The 17,117-nt window shown below is 49.7% G+C and carries 18 protein-coding genes; all 18 read left to right on the forward strand.

Going from position 1 to position 17,117, the window contains the following annotated elements; all coding sequences use genetic code 11:
- On the forward strand, positions 1 to 629 hold a 629-nt coding region (gene recA, locus B3W37_RS14525), incomplete at its 5' end, for a recombinase RecA (protein WP_483176231.1).
- A 393-nt stretch (positions 630 to 1,022) separates the two neighbouring features.
- The gene (rny, locus tag B3W37_RS14530; RefSeq protein ID WP_483176232.1) at positions 1,023 to 2,552 is read left to right on the forward strand and encodes a ribonuclease Y; all 1,530 of its coding nucleotides are present in this window, start codon (positions 1,023 to 1,025) and stop codon (positions 2,550 to 2,552) included.
- A 136-nt stretch (positions 2,553 to 2,688) separates the two neighbouring features.
- Positions 2,689 to 3,183, forward strand: a complete 495-nt coding sequence (locus tag B3W37_RS14535; protein ID WP_481038474.1) for a hypothetical protein — start codon at positions 2,689 to 2,691, stop codon at positions 3,181 to 3,183.
- A 10-nt stretch (positions 3,184 to 3,193) separates the two neighbouring features.
- Positions 3,194 to 3,979, forward strand: a complete 786-nt coding sequence (locus B3W37_RS14540; protein ID WP_481038475.1) for a TIGR00282 family metallophosphoesterase — start codon at positions 3,194 to 3,196, stop codon at positions 3,977 to 3,979.
- A gap of 118 nt (positions 3,980 to 4,097) precedes the next feature.
- Positions 4,098 to 4,358, forward strand: coding sequence for a stage V sporulation protein S (locus B3W37_RS14545; RefSeq protein WP_054694695.1), 261 nt, complete (start codon positions 4,098 to 4,100; stop codon positions 4,356 to 4,358).
- A 73-nt stretch (positions 4,359 to 4,431) separates the two neighbouring features.
- Complete coding sequence (locus tag B3W37_RS14550) at positions 4,432 to 5,397, forward strand: dipeptidase (RefSeq protein WP_483176233.1); 966 nt, start codon at positions 4,432 to 4,434, stop codon at positions 5,395 to 5,397.
- A 78-nt stretch (positions 5,398 to 5,475) separates the two neighbouring features.
- A complete protein-coding gene (locus B3W37_RS14555) occupies positions 5,476 to 6,321 on the forward strand; it encodes a PHP domain-containing protein (RefSeq protein WP_483176234.1) in 846 nt (281 codons plus the stop codon).
- Positions 6,322 to 6,403: 82 nt separating this feature from the next.
- The gene (locus B3W37_RS14560; RefSeq protein WP_483169283.1) at positions 6,404 to 7,429 is read left to right on the forward strand and encodes a C40 family peptidase; all 1,026 of its coding nucleotides are present in this window, start codon (positions 6,404 to 6,406) and stop codon (positions 7,427 to 7,429) included.
- Positions 7,430 to 7,444: 15 nt separating this feature from the next.
- On the forward strand, positions 7,445 to 7,837 hold the full coding sequence (locus tag B3W37_RS14565; RefSeq protein WP_483176235.1) for a hypothetical protein: 393 nt from the start codon (positions 7,445 to 7,447) through the stop codon (positions 7,835 to 7,837).
- A gap of 74 nt (positions 7,838 to 7,911) precedes the next feature.
- A complete protein-coding gene (locus B3W37_RS14570; protein ID WP_483176236.1) occupies positions 7,912 to 8,541 on the forward strand; it encodes a hypothetical protein in 630 nt (209 codons plus the stop codon).
- A gap of 216 nt (positions 8,542 to 8,757) precedes the next feature.
- Positions 8,758 to 11,463 (forward strand): cation-translocating P-type ATPase, encoded by a 2,706-nt coding sequence (locus B3W37_RS14575; protein ID WP_483176237.1) that lies wholly within the window; start codon positions 8,758 to 8,760, stop codon positions 11,461 to 11,463.
- A gap of 110 nt (positions 11,464 to 11,573) precedes the next feature.
- A complete protein-coding gene (locus tag B3W37_RS14580; RefSeq protein ID WP_483169291.1) occupies positions 11,574 to 12,452 on the forward strand; it encodes a YicC/YloC family endoribonuclease in 879 nt (292 codons plus the stop codon).
- Between the two features lie 30 nt (positions 12,453 to 12,482).
- Complete coding sequence (remA, locus tag B3W37_RS14585) at positions 12,483 to 12,743, forward strand: extracellular matrix/biofilm regulator RemA (protein WP_481038483.1); 261 nt, start codon at positions 12,483 to 12,485, stop codon at positions 12,741 to 12,743.
- Between the two features lie 25 nt (positions 12,744 to 12,768).
- Entirely contained in the window at positions 12,769 to 13,356 is a 588-nt protein-coding gene (gmk, locus tag B3W37_RS14590; protein ID WP_481043150.1) for a guanylate kinase, read from the forward strand.
- Positions 13,357 to 13,362: 6 nt separating this feature from the next.
- Entirely contained in the window at positions 13,363 to 13,578 is a 216-nt protein-coding gene (gene rpoZ / locus B3W37_RS14595) for a DNA-directed RNA polymerase subunit omega (protein ID WP_481038484.1), read from the forward strand.
- 1 nt (position 13,579) lies between these two features.
- The gene (coaBC, locus tag B3W37_RS14600) at positions 13,580 to 14,782 is read left to right on the forward strand and encodes a bifunctional phosphopantothenoylcysteine decarboxylase/phosphopantothenate--cysteine ligase CoaBC (protein ID WP_483169293.1); all 1,203 of its coding nucleotides are present in this window, start codon (positions 13,580 to 13,582) and stop codon (positions 14,780 to 14,782) included.
- Between the two features lie 25 nt (positions 14,783 to 14,807).
- Positions 14,808 to 15,998: a methionine adenosyltransferase gene (gene metK / locus B3W37_RS14605; protein WP_483169295.1), complete on the forward strand. Its 1,191-nt coding sequence runs from the start codon at positions 14,808 to 14,810 to the stop codon at positions 15,996 to 15,998.
- Positions 15,999 to 16,161: 163 nt separating this feature from the next.
- The coding region (locus B3W37_RS14610) for a primosomal protein N' family DNA-binding protein (protein ID WP_483176238.1) at positions 16,162 to 17,117 on the forward strand (956 nt) is incomplete at its 3' end.

Genomic DNA, 17,117 nt, shown 5'->3' on the forward strand with positions numbered 1-17,117 from the left:
TGGTCAGAAGCGGGGCCATAGATGTGATCGTTGTCGACTCGGTGGCAGCCCTGGTTCCCAGAGCGGAACTGGATGGAGAAATGGGCGATGTACACGTGGGATTGCAGGCCCGCTTAATGTCACAGGCCTTGAGGAAGCTGACTGCCCACATCAGCAAGTCGAGAGCCACTTGCATTTTTATAAATCAAATCCGTGAAAAGGTGGGGATTGTTTACGGCAATCCTGAAACAACTACCGGGGGCCGGGCTTTGAAGTTTTATTCTTCTGTGCGCATGGAGGTCCGTAAAGCTGAGGCCATTAAACAGGGTACGGAATTGATCGGCAACCGCACCAAAGTGAAGATCGTAAAGAACAAAGTGGCGCCGCCTTTCAAGACCTCGGAGTTCGATATCATGTACGGAAGCGGGATATCCCGGGAAGGTGATCTTTTGGATATCGCCACCAATATGGAAATAATTCAGAAAAGCGGTTCATGGTTTTCCTATCAAGGGGAGCGTTTAGGACAGGGCCGGGAAAACGCCAAAGAATACCTGAAAAATAACCCTGAGTTTGTAAAAAATATCCAGAATTTGATTCGGGAAAAACTGGCCGGGCGTTATCCCCAAGCTCCAACGGAACTGGAATCTTGACACTGTAGTTGAAAGTAAATAGAATTTAGATAGGACTCTGGTAGAAGTATCCTGTCTAATGAATAACCTTGACCAAAAAGACGGCCAGATTTATATATATTTACTCTGATGAAGAGCAATAAGCAGGCAGACAAGTTTGGGGAATGAGCCTGACATTTAAATATATCTAAAAGATGTCTTGTAGGTTGAGCAAGCTTGCTATAACGGTTTTTGATGTTGTGATGGAATTCTGGGAGAGAGGATTCTCCATCCGCCCCTGCCGTTATCGTTAGCGAAAACAAGATGAGATACTTCAAAAAGCCAGGTGTGCAGCCTGGTTTTTTAATTTGTCCGCAATTTACTGCTGTGTATATTTGAATAAATTTAAGGAGGTGAAGACGAATCAATACTTTATTGCAGTTTATTGTTATAACCCTTTCTTTGGCCATTGGTTTGATTGCCGGTTATTATGGCCGACGCTTAATAGCTGAAAGCCGGCTCGGTGCAGCAGAAGAAGAAGCTTTACGCATCGTAGACGAGGCCAGCAAAGCGGCCGAAGCCCGCAAAAAAGAAATCTTGTTGGAAGGCAAGGAGGAACTGCACCGCAACCGCCAGGAAGCTGAGAAGGAGATCCGGGAGAGACGCCGTGAACTGGACCGGCTGGAGAGGCGCTTGATCCAAAAAGAAGAGCAACTGGACAGAAAGAACGAGAATGTGGAGAAAAAGGAAAGCCAGTTGCAGGAAAAGATCAGAGATGCGGAAAAGACCAACCAGGATTTGCAGACCGTGATGTCGCAGCAACTAAAGGAATTAGAAAGGCTATCCGGTTTGACTTCCGAAGAGGCCAAAGATTTACTCTTATATAATGTTGAACAACAGATTCGCCAGGAAACGGCTAGCGTAATCAAAAACCTGGAAACAGAGGCCCGCGAGGAGGGCAATAAACGGGCCAAGAATATTGTCTCGCTGGCGATTCAAAAATGTGCTGCGGATGTAGTATCTGAAACTACTGTGTCCGTGGTGGCCCTCCCCAATGATGAAATGAAAGGCCGCATTATCGGGAGGGAAGGACGCAACATCAGAACCTTTGAAACCCAGACCGGGGTGGATCTGATTATAGACGATACCCCGGAAGCGGTCATTCTCTCTTCGTTTGACCCCATACGCCGTGAAATAGCCCGAAAAGCCCTTTCCAATCTGGTTTCCGACGGCCGAATTCACCCCGCCCGCATAGAGGAAATGGTGGAAAAGGCCCAGAAAGAGCTGGAGCAAGAGCTTCGTGAAACTGGAGAAGGAGCCGCCTTTGAGGTGGGGGTGCACAATCTGCATCCGGAGCTGATCAAGCTGTTAGGCAGACTCAAATATCGGACCAGCTATGGACAAAATGTGTTGAAGCATTCAGTGGAGGTTGCGCATCTGGCAGGCGTAATGGCTGCAGAATTAGAGGTCGATGTAGCCCTGGCCAAACGCGCCGGTTTGCTGCATGACATCGGCAAGGCGGTTGACCACGAAATAGCCGGGCCTCATGTTGAGATCGGGGTAGAACTGGCCAAAAAATACCGGGAGAGCAAAGAGGTCATTCATGGTATCGCCGCACATCACAGCGATGTTGAGCCTGAGAGCATTGAAGCTGTGCTGGTTCAGGCTGCCGATGCCATATCAGCATCCCGCCCCGGGGCCCGCCGCGAGACGCTGGAAGCCTATATCAAACGCCTGGAAAAACTGGAGAATCTGGCCGATTCCTTTGAAGGCGTTGATAAATCTTTTGCCATTCAGGCCGGGCGCGAAGTGCGTATCATTGTCAAGCCGGATCAGATTGACGACTTGCACGCCATCAATATGGCCCGTGATATCGCCCGCAAGGTGGAACAGGATCTGGATTATCCCGGACAGATCAAGGTGATCGTTATACGGGAAACCCGATCGGTGGAGTATGCCAAATAAGTTTTCCTCTAAACCAAAAAATGGAAACAGGGCTTGACAAAGCCCTGTTTTCTATATTTTACATATTTCTAGCAGCAGGATTTCTCCCCCCATTGCAGAATTCGTTTATATTACGCAGTTTAAGGAGAAAATACATATGTATCAGGATTCCGGTCTGGATGTCTTTATAAGTGCCAGCCTGAATTATCCGGAGCTAAGTGCTGTGAGATATGAAGCCGATCAGGAACAGTTGATCTTTGAGGCCGCACTGCAAGGAGAATTGAGTCCAGAAAAACAAGCCGAATTTGAGCAGCAGGTTGTTGCTGCTGTGAAATTGTTTCATAGTATTAAAGGAACCGAGCCCCGGTGGATTAGCTTGGAATATCGACATTATGCGCCCGGGCTCATTTTATTGCGCTACCATCGGGACAGCTACAGCATTTGCGAAGAGGAAACCGAGCTGTTCATCGGACTCCTGGCAGATGCCTTCAAGAATCAGATCTACCGCGACAGCACCAACATGGAGGTAGAAGAATCGGTTAAGCGGAAGGTAAAAAGGAACTTAATACAGAAGATAAGCAGAGAAGATGCTGAGACCAATCGTTTTCTCTCCTATCGTGAAGGGGGGAGGGTATTGGTCTTTAATAAGTGAGGGTTGGATTTTGAACATTTTAGTCATTGGAGACATTGTGGGAAGGCCTGGACGGCGCGCTGTCAAGGCTCTGCTGCCTGTCGTGCAGCAGCAGTACCAGATTGATTTTGTGATTGCCAATGCGGAGAATGCCTCCGGAGGCCGGGGCTTAACCGGAGATGTCATGGAAGAACTGCTTTTTATGGGAATCGATGTACTTACGATGGGCAATCATGTATGGGATAACAAAGATATCCTGCGATTTATCGACGATGAGCCCCGTTTAGTAAGGCCGTTGAATTATCCCGGCCCCTGCCCCGGTCAAGGATACCACGTCTACACTGCGGGTTTTAATACCAGAATAGCAGTGATCAACGCCTCGGGCCGGGTGTTCCTCCCCCCGCTCGATTGCCCATTTATTGCTGTTGATGATGCATTGGCTGATATTAAGGACCAGGCTGATATCATAATCGTGGATTTTCATGCCGAAGCCACCTCGGAGAAGGTAGCCTTCGGTTATTATTTTGATGGCCGGGTTCAGGCGGTTTTGGGGACCCATACCCATATTCAGACCAGCGATGAGCGCATCCTGCCCCAGGGAACTGCATACATAACCGATTTAGGCATGACCGGTCCCTATGAATCCGTTCTGGGTATGAAAAAAGAACAGGTTTTGCAGAAATTCCTTACCGGGAGACCGGTTCGTTTGGAAGTAGCCGGCGGGAAGGTGCAGTTGGAAGGGGTGGTCCTGACGCTGGATGATGATTCCCGCCAGGTCGGCAAAATCATGAGAATCTCGAAGATACTGAGCGAATAAATGTGAAAATTTATCCAACACATTTATTGCCAAAAGGAGGAATTGATACTTCCATTTAGAATATAGATGTAGGAGAGCAACGCGTCTATATATAAAGATATGAGGAGGAGGTTATTAGATGGAAGTATTAAAAGTCTCAGCTAAATCCAGTCCAAATTCTGTGGCAGGAGCACTCGCAGGCGTTCTTAGAGAAAAAGGAGCTGCAGAAATACAAGCCATTGGAGCGGGTGCAATTAACCAGGCAATTAAGGCAATAGCAATAGCGCGAGGATTCGTTGCTCCCAGCGGTATGGATCTGATATGCATACCGGCCTTTACTGATATTATGATAGACGGCGAGGAGAGAACTGCGATAAAGCTCATCATCGAGCCCAGATAAATGGTTCAGTCAAGCTTGTTCCAAAGAAACTAGAGATATCAAACTATTAACCTGCTCTTAGCAGGTTTTTGTTTTGAAGATCAAACCCATGGCCCGCCATGGAGCAACGGGAGGTAGTGTATTGATTGATTTGCATTGCGACACTTTATCAAAGCTGGTCAATAGCGGTTATTCGCTGCGGCGCAATCCATTTCACTTTGATATTGACAGGGCTTTAGAGGTCGGGGTGACAGCGCAGTTCCTGGCCCTATTCAGCCATAACCAGGACGATAATGCGGTTTTAAGGGCGATTTTGCAGCAGATTGCTTGTTTCCGGACCAATCTGAGCGGGCCGGTAAAGGCCCGGGCGATTGCAGGATATGAGGATCTGGCCAGAGCCCGGGCCGGAGATGAAATGGCCCTTATCCTGCATCTGGAAGGAGCGGATGCGCTGGGCCAAGACCCCGGCCTTTGGCCGTTGTTTCATCATATGGGGGTGCGCAGCCTGGGATTAACCTGGAATTATAACAATGCTTTTGCCGGCGGGGTTTTAGATCCTGATCCTGCTGGTTTGAGTTCCGCTGGCCAGCGTCTGCTCAACGAGATGGAGGCTGTGGGGAGTATTTTAGACCTGGCCCATGTGGGGGAGGCCAGTTATTATCAAGCCCTGGAACAGTATAGCCCGGCGGTAATGGTCTCACATGCCAATGCGCGCTCCATATGCGACCATCCCCGCAACTTGAGTGATCATCAGATCATGACCCTGGCCGAGCACGGGGGCATCATCGGTGTGAACCTGGTCCCGGACTTTGTTGATACCAGTAATCCCAATCTGAACCGTCTGCTGGATCATATCGATTATATTTCGTCTTTGGTCGGGGTTGAACATGTCGCTCTGGGGTCTGATTTCGACGGGGCTGACGAATTGCTATTAAGCGGTGTTGAAGATTATGCGCTATTGGCAGCAGGGCTTAACGGGCGCGGTTTTACTCATCAGGAAGTAGAGGCCATCCTGCACGACAATGCTGCGGTTTTCCTGAGTAAGGTATTCGCTGCATGAGCAGGCCATATATTATATAATCTATTACACAGGTTAAAAACAATCTGACTCCAAGCTAATTATTTAAGAGGTAAACGTATGTTTTATGATATGCATGTTCACACCAATGCTTCAGATGGCGTGTTGTCAGTAGCCGAAGTGCTTCGTCAGGCGTGTCGGATGGGTTTGCCGGGAATCGCCATAACCGACCATGATACTGTAGAAGGCCTGCCGGCTGCCTGGTCTTGCCTGGAAACTGAACAGCTTGATCTGGAATTGATTTCTGGAATTGAACTGAACACTGAAGTTGAAGATGGAGAAATACATATTCTGGGGTATTTTGTGGATTTTCAATGCCGGCAGCTGCTTAAAGATCTTGAACTGATCAAAGCGGCCCGCTTCGAACGGGCTCAACGCATGGTAGCTCGCTTGCGGGATATGGGTTATGCCATAACTTTTGAACAGGTGCAGAAGCTGGCCCAGAAAGATCTGATTGCCCGGCCTCATGTAGCCATGGCCTTGATGGAAAAAGGCTATGTTTTCTCGATTCGAGAGGCCTTCAACAAGTATATCGGCAGGGGCCGCCCGGCTTATGTGCCGCGCTACAGATTTACTCCGGAAAAGGCTATAGATTTGATCCATGCCGCCGGGGGTATAAGCGTTCTGGCTCATCCCGGACTGTTGCGGCAACCCAAATTAGTAGCCCAGATACTGGATATGGGAGTGGAAGGCCTGGAGGTTTTTTATCCCGAGCACACTGTTCAGGAAACCGGATATTTTATCGCCCTGGCAGAACAAAGGGGCATATTGGTGACCGGGGGTTCCGATTTCCATGGCAACCCCGGTGAAACTTGGCGAAACCGCCTGGGATATTGCGGCGTCAACCCCGACTACATGGCGAAAATCAGGACTTATTATAGCGAATTAAATCTAAAAAGACAATAAAATCTCCTTCCCTGCAGGAAGATTTCCTTGCCCTGTAGAATATACTACATTATTGGTAATATTCTGGAAAGGGTAGGACATCTTGAGAAAAATTGTAGCAATTTCACTAAGCGCTTTATTATGGGTTGGTTCCTCCGTGGCCCTGACCAATGCTCAACCATTGACCTATACAGTGCAATCTGGTGATTCGTTATGGAAAATTGCCAATCAAAATGGTGTGACAGTTGAATATCTTAAAACATTAAATAAGCTGCAAAGCGACAATCTTCAAATCGGTGATGTATTAAAGCTCAGCAGCTCCAGCAGTTCGACTAGTGCCATTGCTCCGGCCGTTTCAGGAAATGCGGCATATGTGATCCAACCCGGTGACTGTCTGGGCAGTATTGCCCTTAAGTTTGGCATGACGGTGGACGAACTCAAGGCCATGAACGGGTTGCAGAACGATTTAATACAGGTCGGCAAAACCCTTCTGGTCAAAAAAGCCCCGTCCCAAGCTTCTCCTACGACTGTTGTTCCCGAAACCACCCCTCCCGCTGCGGCTCAAACGACTTCTCCATCGGAACAACAGTATGTGCTTCAACCCGGAGACAGCCTGGCCAAGGTAGCTGCACAGTTTGGCATATCGGTTCCCTACCTGATGCAAATAAATAATCTTCAAAGTGACATCCTAGATGCAGGGGTTACTTTGCGCATTCTTCCTGAACCGGTTGCAGTATCTCGTTCCGGAGCACCCAGTGATGCAATGCGTATACTCAAAACAGCTGCGCAATACCTGGGCACCCCGTATAAATATGGCGGCAGCGGCCCCGGAGGTTTTGATTGTTCCGGTTTCGCACAGTATGTATACAAACAGAATGGATACAACCTGCCGCGTACTGCTGCAGCCCAATATGGATTAGGTTCAGCTGTGGCTAAAAGCAACCTGCAGCCTGGAGATTTAGTCTTCTTTAAATGCTATAACTCCAGTATCGACCATGTGGGGATATATACCGGCAGCGGGCAGTTCATCCACTCCAGTTCGCCGAGCAGTGGTGGAGTGATTTATTCATCGTTGTCAGAGGGCTTCTATGCCAGAACCTATTACGGTGCCAAACGCATAATTCCATAAATGGGGGAATACAATTTGCCAGACGAGACCGAATCCATATTTTTCTTGCCGCAAACCATTTTTGGCAGCCTGGAATGGAAAGCCATGGAAGAACGCGAGTATAGCAAAGGACCGGATGCTTTGCTTGATGAATTATTACAGCAAAAGTCCTGGTCTAATGTGGAAATCCTCTGGGTTATAAAGAGGATGATATCTTTTTATGGCAGAAAAGAAGACATATTGAAGAAGGCTCCTGCCAGGCGCCTGATGATGAATATGAATGATGTTCTGCGTGTGTTTTACCTGATCATGGACAAGATTGATCCTGAATTGGATGATAACCTGCGCAGCTACATAACCAATAAATTGTCAGACGCGACCTGGGGCATAAACCAGCGTACCAGAGAATACCTCTATAAAATAGACTGAGACCACTTCCCGAGTAGAACGACCCTAATTAGTAATAGATAGAAGAGAAGATCCAGGGGCGGGGAGGATTAATATTGGCTAATGGGCTGAGGGAAGAGAATATTCGCCGTATAATCGCTTTAGAGGATAGAATTTGTGACTGCAGACGCTGCCCTGAACAACTGCATTGTGTGCGTCGGCCGGCTATGGGTAAGGGGGAGTTGTCTCCCGATATAATGATTGTATTCGAAGGCGAAAACCAGTATACCAGCGATTTGGAACAGATCATAGAACTGCGCAGGCTGCTTAAAAACTGCCTGGGTGTTGAAAAGATTTATCACACCTTCATGACGCGCTGCACCCCCAAGGCTTGCTCAACCCGGCATAGTGTATGCTGTTATACTCCAAGCAAACTCCTGGATAAAGACTACAACTGCATACTGACCAAACAGCCCTGCAACGGAGTGCCGGTTACACCCGACACCACACAGATATTGCACTGCTTGGCCTATTTAATCGAAGAAATCGATATATTGAATCCGCATTTTGTCCTGCTCATGGGCGAGCGGGTCAGTGAATTTGTGCTCAAGAGTTACGGTATCTTTGATTTACCTGAGCCAGGCCGGTCTTATCTCTCCAACCAGCGCTATTTTATTACTGCCGTGAATGAACAGTATTTTGGCGAAGGCGAGTGCCAACAACTGGCTGCAGCGTTTTCCGCTTAAAATACGGCTTTTATTTACCGGTTTGGAACAACCCTTAGGCCTTGCCAGGCCGGTCTCTCCTGCTTGTACATCTACAAGATAAAAAGCCCTTGACAAGGATTCACATCTGCAGACGGCTGATCTGGCAAGAGTTGTCAAGAATCCTCCAGCATGTCTCCCGTTCTTACGCCCCGATTGCTTGAATAACTATTCTAAAAAAGCAAACGGGGGCCTATCATGAGTCAAACACTGTGGCACCAAACCTCTGTCCAACAAACTGTATCAAAACTTCACACTGGACTTGAAAGCGGGCTCTCTGCGCAGCAAGTTCGAAACCTGCAGAAAATCTATCCCAATATCCTGGAGCAAGGACATAAACAAAACCCCCTGGCCATATTGCTGAGCCAGTTTACCGACACCATGGTTTTGGTGTTGCTAGGCGCAACGGTCATTTCCGGACTGGTTGGCAATATGGCGGATGCCATTACCATCATGGCAATTGTGATCTTAAATGCCCTCCTGGGTTTTGTCCAGGAATATCGCGCTGAACGTTCCCTGGACGAAATAAAGAAAATGGCTTCACCTTATGCCATGGCCTTGAGGGAGGGTCAGCGCTGTAAAATACCAGCCGCTGAATTGGTTCCAGGAGATGTGGTTTTCTTGGAAACGGGAGACAAGGTTCCGGCTGATCTGCGTCTGGCCGCAACCAGTAATCTGGAGATCGATGAAGCCCCGTTAACCGGCGAATCCATCCCGGTTGGCAAACAGGCCCATCAAATTCTGCCGGCCTCAACTCCTATGGCGGATCAGGTTAACATGGCCTTTATGGGCACTGCAGTTACCCGCGGACGGGGCACTGCCATAGTAGTTGACACCGGTATGCGCACTGTAATGGGACAGATTGCGCAGATGATTGCAGAAACCAAGCCAGCCCCCACCCCGCTGCAGATAAAACTCGATCAGCTGGGCAAAATGCTGATCATCATCTGCCTCCTGGTGTGCTGCGCAGTAGCTGTGCTGGGAATATACAGAGGCGAAGATCTGATCACCATGCTCTTGACCGGAATCAGTCTGGCAGTGGCCGCTATTCCCGAAGGCTTGCCGGCCATTGTCACAGTCGTCTTAGCCCTGGGAGTACAGCGCATGGCTAAAAACCACGCCATTGTAAGACGCCTTTCCGCGGTCGAAACCCTGGGCTGCACCACTGTAATCTGTTCTGACAAAACCGGAACCCTGACGCAGAATAAGATGACGGTCAAAAAAGTAGCGACTCTGGAAAGGCTGGTCGAGGTGAAAGGCGAAGGCTACTCCCCTAGAGGTGAGTTCTTATGGAATGGGCAGCCTTTTCTGCCCACAGCCGATCAAACTTTAAAACAGTTGCTGCAGGCAGCCTATTATTGCAACAATGCTTATACAGATAAGCTTTATGGTGAAGATATCATACAAGGAGACCCCACTGAAGGAGCCTTAAAGGTTTTAGCCATAAAAGCCGGGCTTAGCGAAAGGGAGCGCACCCGGGTCAGGGAGTATCCCTTCGACTCGGAACGCAAGATGATGAGTGTGGTCACTCTAGGCGAGGGCAACCCGCAGGTGCTGACCAAAGGCGCTTTGGACGCACTTTTGCCCCAGTGTACGATGGTGATGGCAAAGGGTCATGCCATCCCCATCAGGCCTGAAAACCGGGAAGAGCTGCGGCTGCTGCAGGATGAGTGGGCAAATGAGGCCATGCGGGTTCTGGGTTTTGCCTTTCGCGAGGTAAGTCTGAAGGAAACCGAAACCATAAGTGACAACGATTTGGAATCAAATTTAATTCTGCTCGGTATCTGCGGGATTGTGGATCCGCCCCGGCCGGGAGTAGTCCACTCTGTACAGCAGTGTACACAGGCCGGAGTCATCCCGGTGATGATCACCGGTGACCATCCCCTTACTGCCCGGGCCATCGCTGCACAGGTAGGTATTGGCGGCGGGGCGGTTATTACCGGACCTCAAATCGATAACATGGGAGACCAGGAGCTTTATGCCGGTGCGGTAGGATCACGGGTTTTTGCCCGGGTTTCGCCGCAGCATAAACATCGCATCGTAAAAGTCTTGCAAACCCGGCAGCATGTGGTAGCAATGACCGGTGACGGCGTTAATGACGCTCCGGCATTGAAGGCGGCTGATATCGGCGTCGCCATGGGAATCACCGGTACTGATGTAACCAAAGAAGCCGCGGCAATGATTCTGACCGACGATGATTTTTCCACCATTGTTAAAGCGGTGCACGAAGGGCGGGCCATTTACGATAACATCCGCAAATTCATCCGCTATCTGTTGGGCTGCAATATCGGTGAAGTTCTGGTGATGTTTCTGGCCTCCCTATTGGCTATGCCCATGCCTATGCTGCCTATTCAAATCCTGTGGGTAAACCTGGTAACCGATGGTTTGCCGGCGATGGCTTTGGGCCTGGAGCCGCCCGAACCGGGTATTATGAACCAGCGGCCCCGCCCGCGCAATGAAAATATCTTTGCCCGGAGGTTGGGATGGATCATCGTTGGCCGGGGCTCCTATATTGCAGCAGTCACCCTCCTGGCCTTTGTTGTGGGCATGGCCGCAGCCTCCTGGCTCAATCTTGCCGAGCCGCTCATTCTGGCCCGCAGCATGGCTTTAACCACACTGGTTTTCGCGCAGTTGTCTTATGTATTCGAGTGCCGTTCTGAACGCTACTCACCATTCGAGCTGGGCTTTTTCGGCAACCGCTTTTTAGTCATGGCGGTAGGTGTTTCCATATCCATGCATCTTTCAGTCTTATATGTGCCGGCTTTGCAGAGCATTTTCTCCACCTGCGCCCTCAATGGCTGGCAATGGCTTTTCATTCTCACCTTAACCGGCAGCAAGCTATTGTGGCGTTATTTAAACTATCTGTGGAAGCAGGTCTTGAGCCCGCGCTGGCTAGCCGCGTGACTAATATAGTCAATTCGTGGGCATACCTTTTCTTAATAGTGTATAATAATAGGCATTCGGTGGGATAATTTGCCGAATCTCATTTACTATCAATAGAAGGGTTGTGCAGCATGGTACGAAGTATGACCGGCTTTGGTCGCAGCCAGATCCGCGGTCAAGGTTATGTAGTCAGCTGTGAGATGCGCGGTGTCAACCACCGTTTTCTGGATGTTCATATACGAACCTCGCGGCGCTACAGCATCCTGGAGGAAAAGGTCAAGGAAGAGATAAAAAATCAGCTCACCCGGGGGCGTATCGAAATCAGCTTGACCATTGAAAAAACCGATGATTCGCGGCGGGCTATTAAGGTTGACAAAGGATTGGCTTTAGCTTATTATAACTATTTGAAGGAATTAGCAGAAAATCTAAATATTTCACCGGAAATAAGCGTAATTGACGTATTTAGGCTACCTGAGGTTTTCAGCCTGGAGGATGAGGAAGAAAACCTGGAGATGGTGTGGCAGGTGGTAAAAGAGGCTATAGGCCAAGCGTTGACGAGCCTGATCGAAATGCGCACCCGCGAAGGCATCAACCTGACCCGGGACATTCTGGCGCGTAATGAGGGGATTTTACGGGCCGTTGAGAATTTGGAAGCCCGCTCCCCGCTAGTTGTGCAGGAATACCAGACCAAGCTGAAAAGCCGTATCACCGAAATGCTTGCCAATGAAGCCGTCGATGAACAGCGTATACTGCAGGAAGCCGCATTATTCGCCGATCGAATCAATGTTACTGAAGAATTGGTTCGGCTTAAAAGCCATGTTATGCATTTGGAAGAATTAATGAATTCGAACGAATCGGTAGGACGTAAATGCGATTTCCTGGTACAGGAGATGTTCCGTGAGATCAATACGGTTTCTTCTAAGGCCAATGACCTGGAGATGAATCGTGTAGTGGTTGAAGTCAAAGCAGAACTGGAGAAGATTCGCGAACAAATGCAAAATATTGAATAACTAGGAGGTGAACCGGTTTATCCGGGTAATATGGATATCAAATTAGTTAATATCGGATTCGGCAATATAGTTGCTGCCAATCGTATCGTTGCGATAGTCAGCCCTGAATCAGCGCCGATCAAAAGGATTATTCAGGAAGCCAGAGAAAAGGGCATCCTCATTGATGCCACTTACGGCCGCAGAACCAGGGCGGTTATCATAGCTGACAGCGCACACGTGATCCTTTCAGCCGTTCAGCCGGAAACGGTTGCCAATCGTCTGACTTCCAAGGATATCAATGAAGAAGTCTAACCTTATTAGGAAGTGTTTGTAATTGATCACCAGAAAGGGCATCCTCTTTGTAATATCCGGGCCGTCCGGAGTAGGCAAAGGCACAGTAAGGAGCGCGGTTTTGCCGCAAGTTGATGATATGCAGATTTCCATTTCTGCGACGACCCGTCCGCCGCGGGAGGGCGAAATCGATGGCCAGGATTATTTCTTCACCACCCCGGCCCGTTTTCAACAGATGATAGACAATGGTGAACTGTTGGAATGGGCTTCGGTTTATGGCAACCTCTACGGTACGCCCCAAGATTTTGTGACCGCCATGCTGTCACAGGGAAATGACGTGTTATTGGAGATCGACATTCAAGGGGCTTTGCAGGTCAAGAAAAAAATGCCCGCAGGGGTATTTATTTTTATTTCCCCGCCCACGGTTGAAGAGCTTTCCAGGCGCTTGTGCGGCCGGGGCAACGACTCCGAGCAGAGTATTCAAATCCGGCTAGGAGCCTGCCAAGAGGAAATGTCCCATATGAAATACTATGATTATGTGGTAGTAAACGACCGCATCGAGGACGCGGTTGAAAAAGTTCGTTCAATTATTACTGCGGAACGTTGTAAAAGGAAAAACTTGAATCTGGAGTGATTGCTCATGATACCTCCTTCTACCAAAGATATTATGCAGATTGCGTCCAGCAAATACGCGGTCGTGGTGGCGGTAGCCAAGCGCGCCCGGGTGTTGGCAGAACAAAACAAGAGCAATGAGAACAACCGTTTATCCACCATGGTCACAGAAGCGCTGGAAGAGATCAGCCAGGGCAAGATAAGTGTGGAACTACTGCCGGATGCTACGCTCAAGGAGGCCTGACATGCCAAAGACAGTAGGAATAGGTATAACCGGAAGCATTGCGGCTTATAAAATTGCAGACCTGATCAGCAAATTAAAAAAGGATGACCAGGGTATTGATGTCATTGTCATCATGACGGAAGGGGCCACACAGTTTATCACCCCTTTGACGATGAAGACCATGTCAGGGCGAGAGGTATTGACTGATATGTGGGCACAGTCACAGGAATGGAAGGTGCAGCATATCGGAGTGGCGGAGCAATTAGATCTATTGGTGATTGCACCCGCTACCGCCAATTTTATCGCCAAGATGGCTCACGGCTGGGGGGATGATCTGCTCTCCACCATAGTTCTGGCCAACACCGCGCCGGTTCTGGTGGTTCCCGCCATGAACACCAATATGTACAGGAATACCATGGTGCAGGAGAACATTAAAAAGCTCATTAATGCGGGCGTTCATTTTATGGATCCCGGAACCGGACTGCTGGCCTGCGGGGTTACGGGTGAAGGCCGGCTCCCCGAGGTCGATCTTATATATCAACAGATCAAACACTTGTTGTATCCGCGAACTGATCTAATGGGAAAAAGAGTTCTGGTAAATGCCGGGACAACCTGTGAAAACATTGACCCGGTGCGTTTTATTTCTAACCGCGGCACCGGTAAAATGGGATATGCCATTGCCGAAGAAGCGGTTATGCGCGGAGCTGACGTGATACTGGTCAGCGGACGGACTCATTTAAGCCCGCCGGAAGGGGTTAAGCTGGTTTCAGTCTGGGGAGCCGAGGAGATGTGTGAAACTATGGTTAAATACCAGCCGGCCTGCGATATAATAATCGGCGCAGCGGCAGTAGGAGATTTCACTGTAGCCCGGGCGGCGGATCAGAAGATAAAGAAAACTGGCGATAAAGGTCAAACCCTGGTACTCGAACTGGTAGGGACTCCCGATATCCTTAAAACCCTGGGGGCCAACAAGCAACCCGGCCAGATAATGGTAGGCTTTGCCGCTGAAACCGAAAATGTACTGGATAATGCCCGCAAGAAGCTGGCTGCCAAAAATCTGGATTTTATTGTAGCCAATGACATCACCATGGAGGGCGCTGGATTTGCCATTGACACCAACATAGTGACCATGATTGACTGCAATGGCGAGATCGAAGCTTTGCCCAAGATGAGTAAGAGAGATGTGGCCGCTGCCATTATCGATAAAGTGATCGATCTGATGTAAACCATTATTAAGGAGATGAGCCAGGGTGACCAAGACTTTATTTACATCCGAATCTGTGACTGAAGGGCATCCCGATAAAATTGCGGACCAGATTTCCGACACCATACTGGATGCCATTCTGGCCCAGGATCCCTATGGCCGGGTGGCGGCGGAAACCCTTGTAACCACCGGGTTGGTCATGGTTTCAGGGGAAATTACCACTGACTGCTATGTGGATATTCCCAAGCTGGTAAGGCAAACCGTTCGGGGTATCGGTTATACTCGTGCTAAATTTGGCTTCGATTCGGAGACCTGTGCTGTAATTACCTCTTTAGACGAACAATCTGGCGACATAGCCCTGGGGGTAGACCGGTCTTGGGAAGCCAAAGCCGGTGATATTAAGGATAATGATCAGGAAAACCTGGGCGCAGGCGACCAGGGGATGATGTTCGGATATGCCAGCAATGAGACTGAAGAGTTGATGCCCATGCCGATATCACTGGCCCATAAGCTGGCACAGCGGCTCTCTTTGGTGCGCAATCAACAGATCATCAAATACCTGCGCCCCGACGGGAAGACACAGGTTACCGTGGAGTATGTCGACAACCAGCCGGTGCGCATCGACACCGTCGTGGTTTCCTGCCAGCACCATCCGGAAGTGGATCATGCCACAATTGAGAAGGATGTTTTGGAGCATGTCATAAAGCCGGTTGTACCCTCAGCCATGTTGGATGAGAATACCCGTTATTATATCAACCCGACCGGCCGTTTTGTGATAGGCGGTCCGCAGGGAGACTGCGGGCTGACCGGACGCAAGATCATCGTTGATACTTATGGCGGTATGGCCCGCCATGGAGGCGGGGCCTTTTCCGGAAAGGACCCCACCAAAGTAGACCGTTCGGCTGCGTATGCGGCCCGTTATGTTGCCAAGAACATCGTTGCAGCCGGAATAGCTGATCGCTGCGAGATTCAGCTGGCTTACGCCATCGGGGTGGCCCGCCCGGTATCGGTAAGGGTTGAGACTTTCGGCACCGGCAAGATTTCCGATGAGAAAATAATTGAGTTGATAGAGAATAATTTTGATCTCCGCCCCGGGGCCATCATAAAGGATCTACAGTTAAGAAGGCCGATTTATAAAAAGACTGCGGCTTACGGCCACTTTGGCCGCAATGATCCCGATTTCACCTGGGAGCATATCGACAAAGCCGAGGCGTTAAGACAGCAGGCCGGATTATAGATATAGTCTTAAATGAAGACTGTGCCGCAGGTTCATGACGACGTCAACAGCCCCCGGGGCTGGGTCGCATCCATCTGCGGTCTCGTTTTTTGCCACCCATCAACGGAAAAGGATCTGAGAAATGCGTTGTGTGCAAGTTCTCATTAATCTGCCCAGTTCCCGAATGGACAATTATCTGACCTACCGGGTGCCTGATCATATAACCGAGCAGGAGCTGTTTGGCAGGCGCGTTCTGGTTAAACTGGGGGCCCATGTGGCTGAAGGCTATGTAGTGGCCGATGGCGCCCCGGATATAGGGCAGGCCATGAAGCCGGTCTTGCAGGTACTCGATCAACAGGCCGTCATCAACGCCAAGATGCTGGACCTGGCTCAATGGATGGCTGCCGACTATTTATGCCCGCTTTCAGTAGCCTTAGGCGCCATGCTGCCCAGACCCCTGCACCGCAAGCGAGGGCAGGTGGTAGTGCCCTTGGTAGAGCCTGATGAGAGGCATGACAGCCGGGAAATCAGCTCCTCCGCCAGGGAGCTCATGGAGCAGCTGTGGTGTTTCGGGCCTTTGGGATATCAACAGGCTTTAACCCTTTTAGGCCAGGATGAGCTGCAGTTTTTGGCGGAACAAGGCTGGATCACACTATCCAGTTATTATAAAATGCAGACGCCGCTGCCGGAGCGATATTACGCGCTTGGCGACTTTGACCCGGAAAAGGATGAAGCTTTATTATCCAAAAAAGCCCCCCGGCAGGCTGAAGCTTTGCATATCTGCCGGCAAAAGGGTTTAGTCGAGGCCCGGGCTCTGGAAAAAATAGTGCCCAAATCCAGCCTGGAGGCTTTGCTGAAAAAAGGCTGGCTGCGCCTGACCGCCCCCGCAGCTGTTGCTGCAGCCGGGAAACAAATTTTGACCGCAGAACAGCAGGCAGTTATGACTGCGCTTGAGCCCAGTCTGGAAAAAAGCCGGTTTACCGCCTGGCTTTTACACGGGGTTACAGCCAGCGGGAAAACCGAGGTCTATCTTCAAGCTATTCAAAAAGTGATAGACTGCGGCCGGCAAGCTATCATGCTGGTCCCCGAAATAGCATTGACCAGGCATCTGGAACAGGTTTATCGCCTTCGCTTTCCGGA

Source organism: Syntrophomonas sp. UBA5494 (assembly GCF_002426325.1).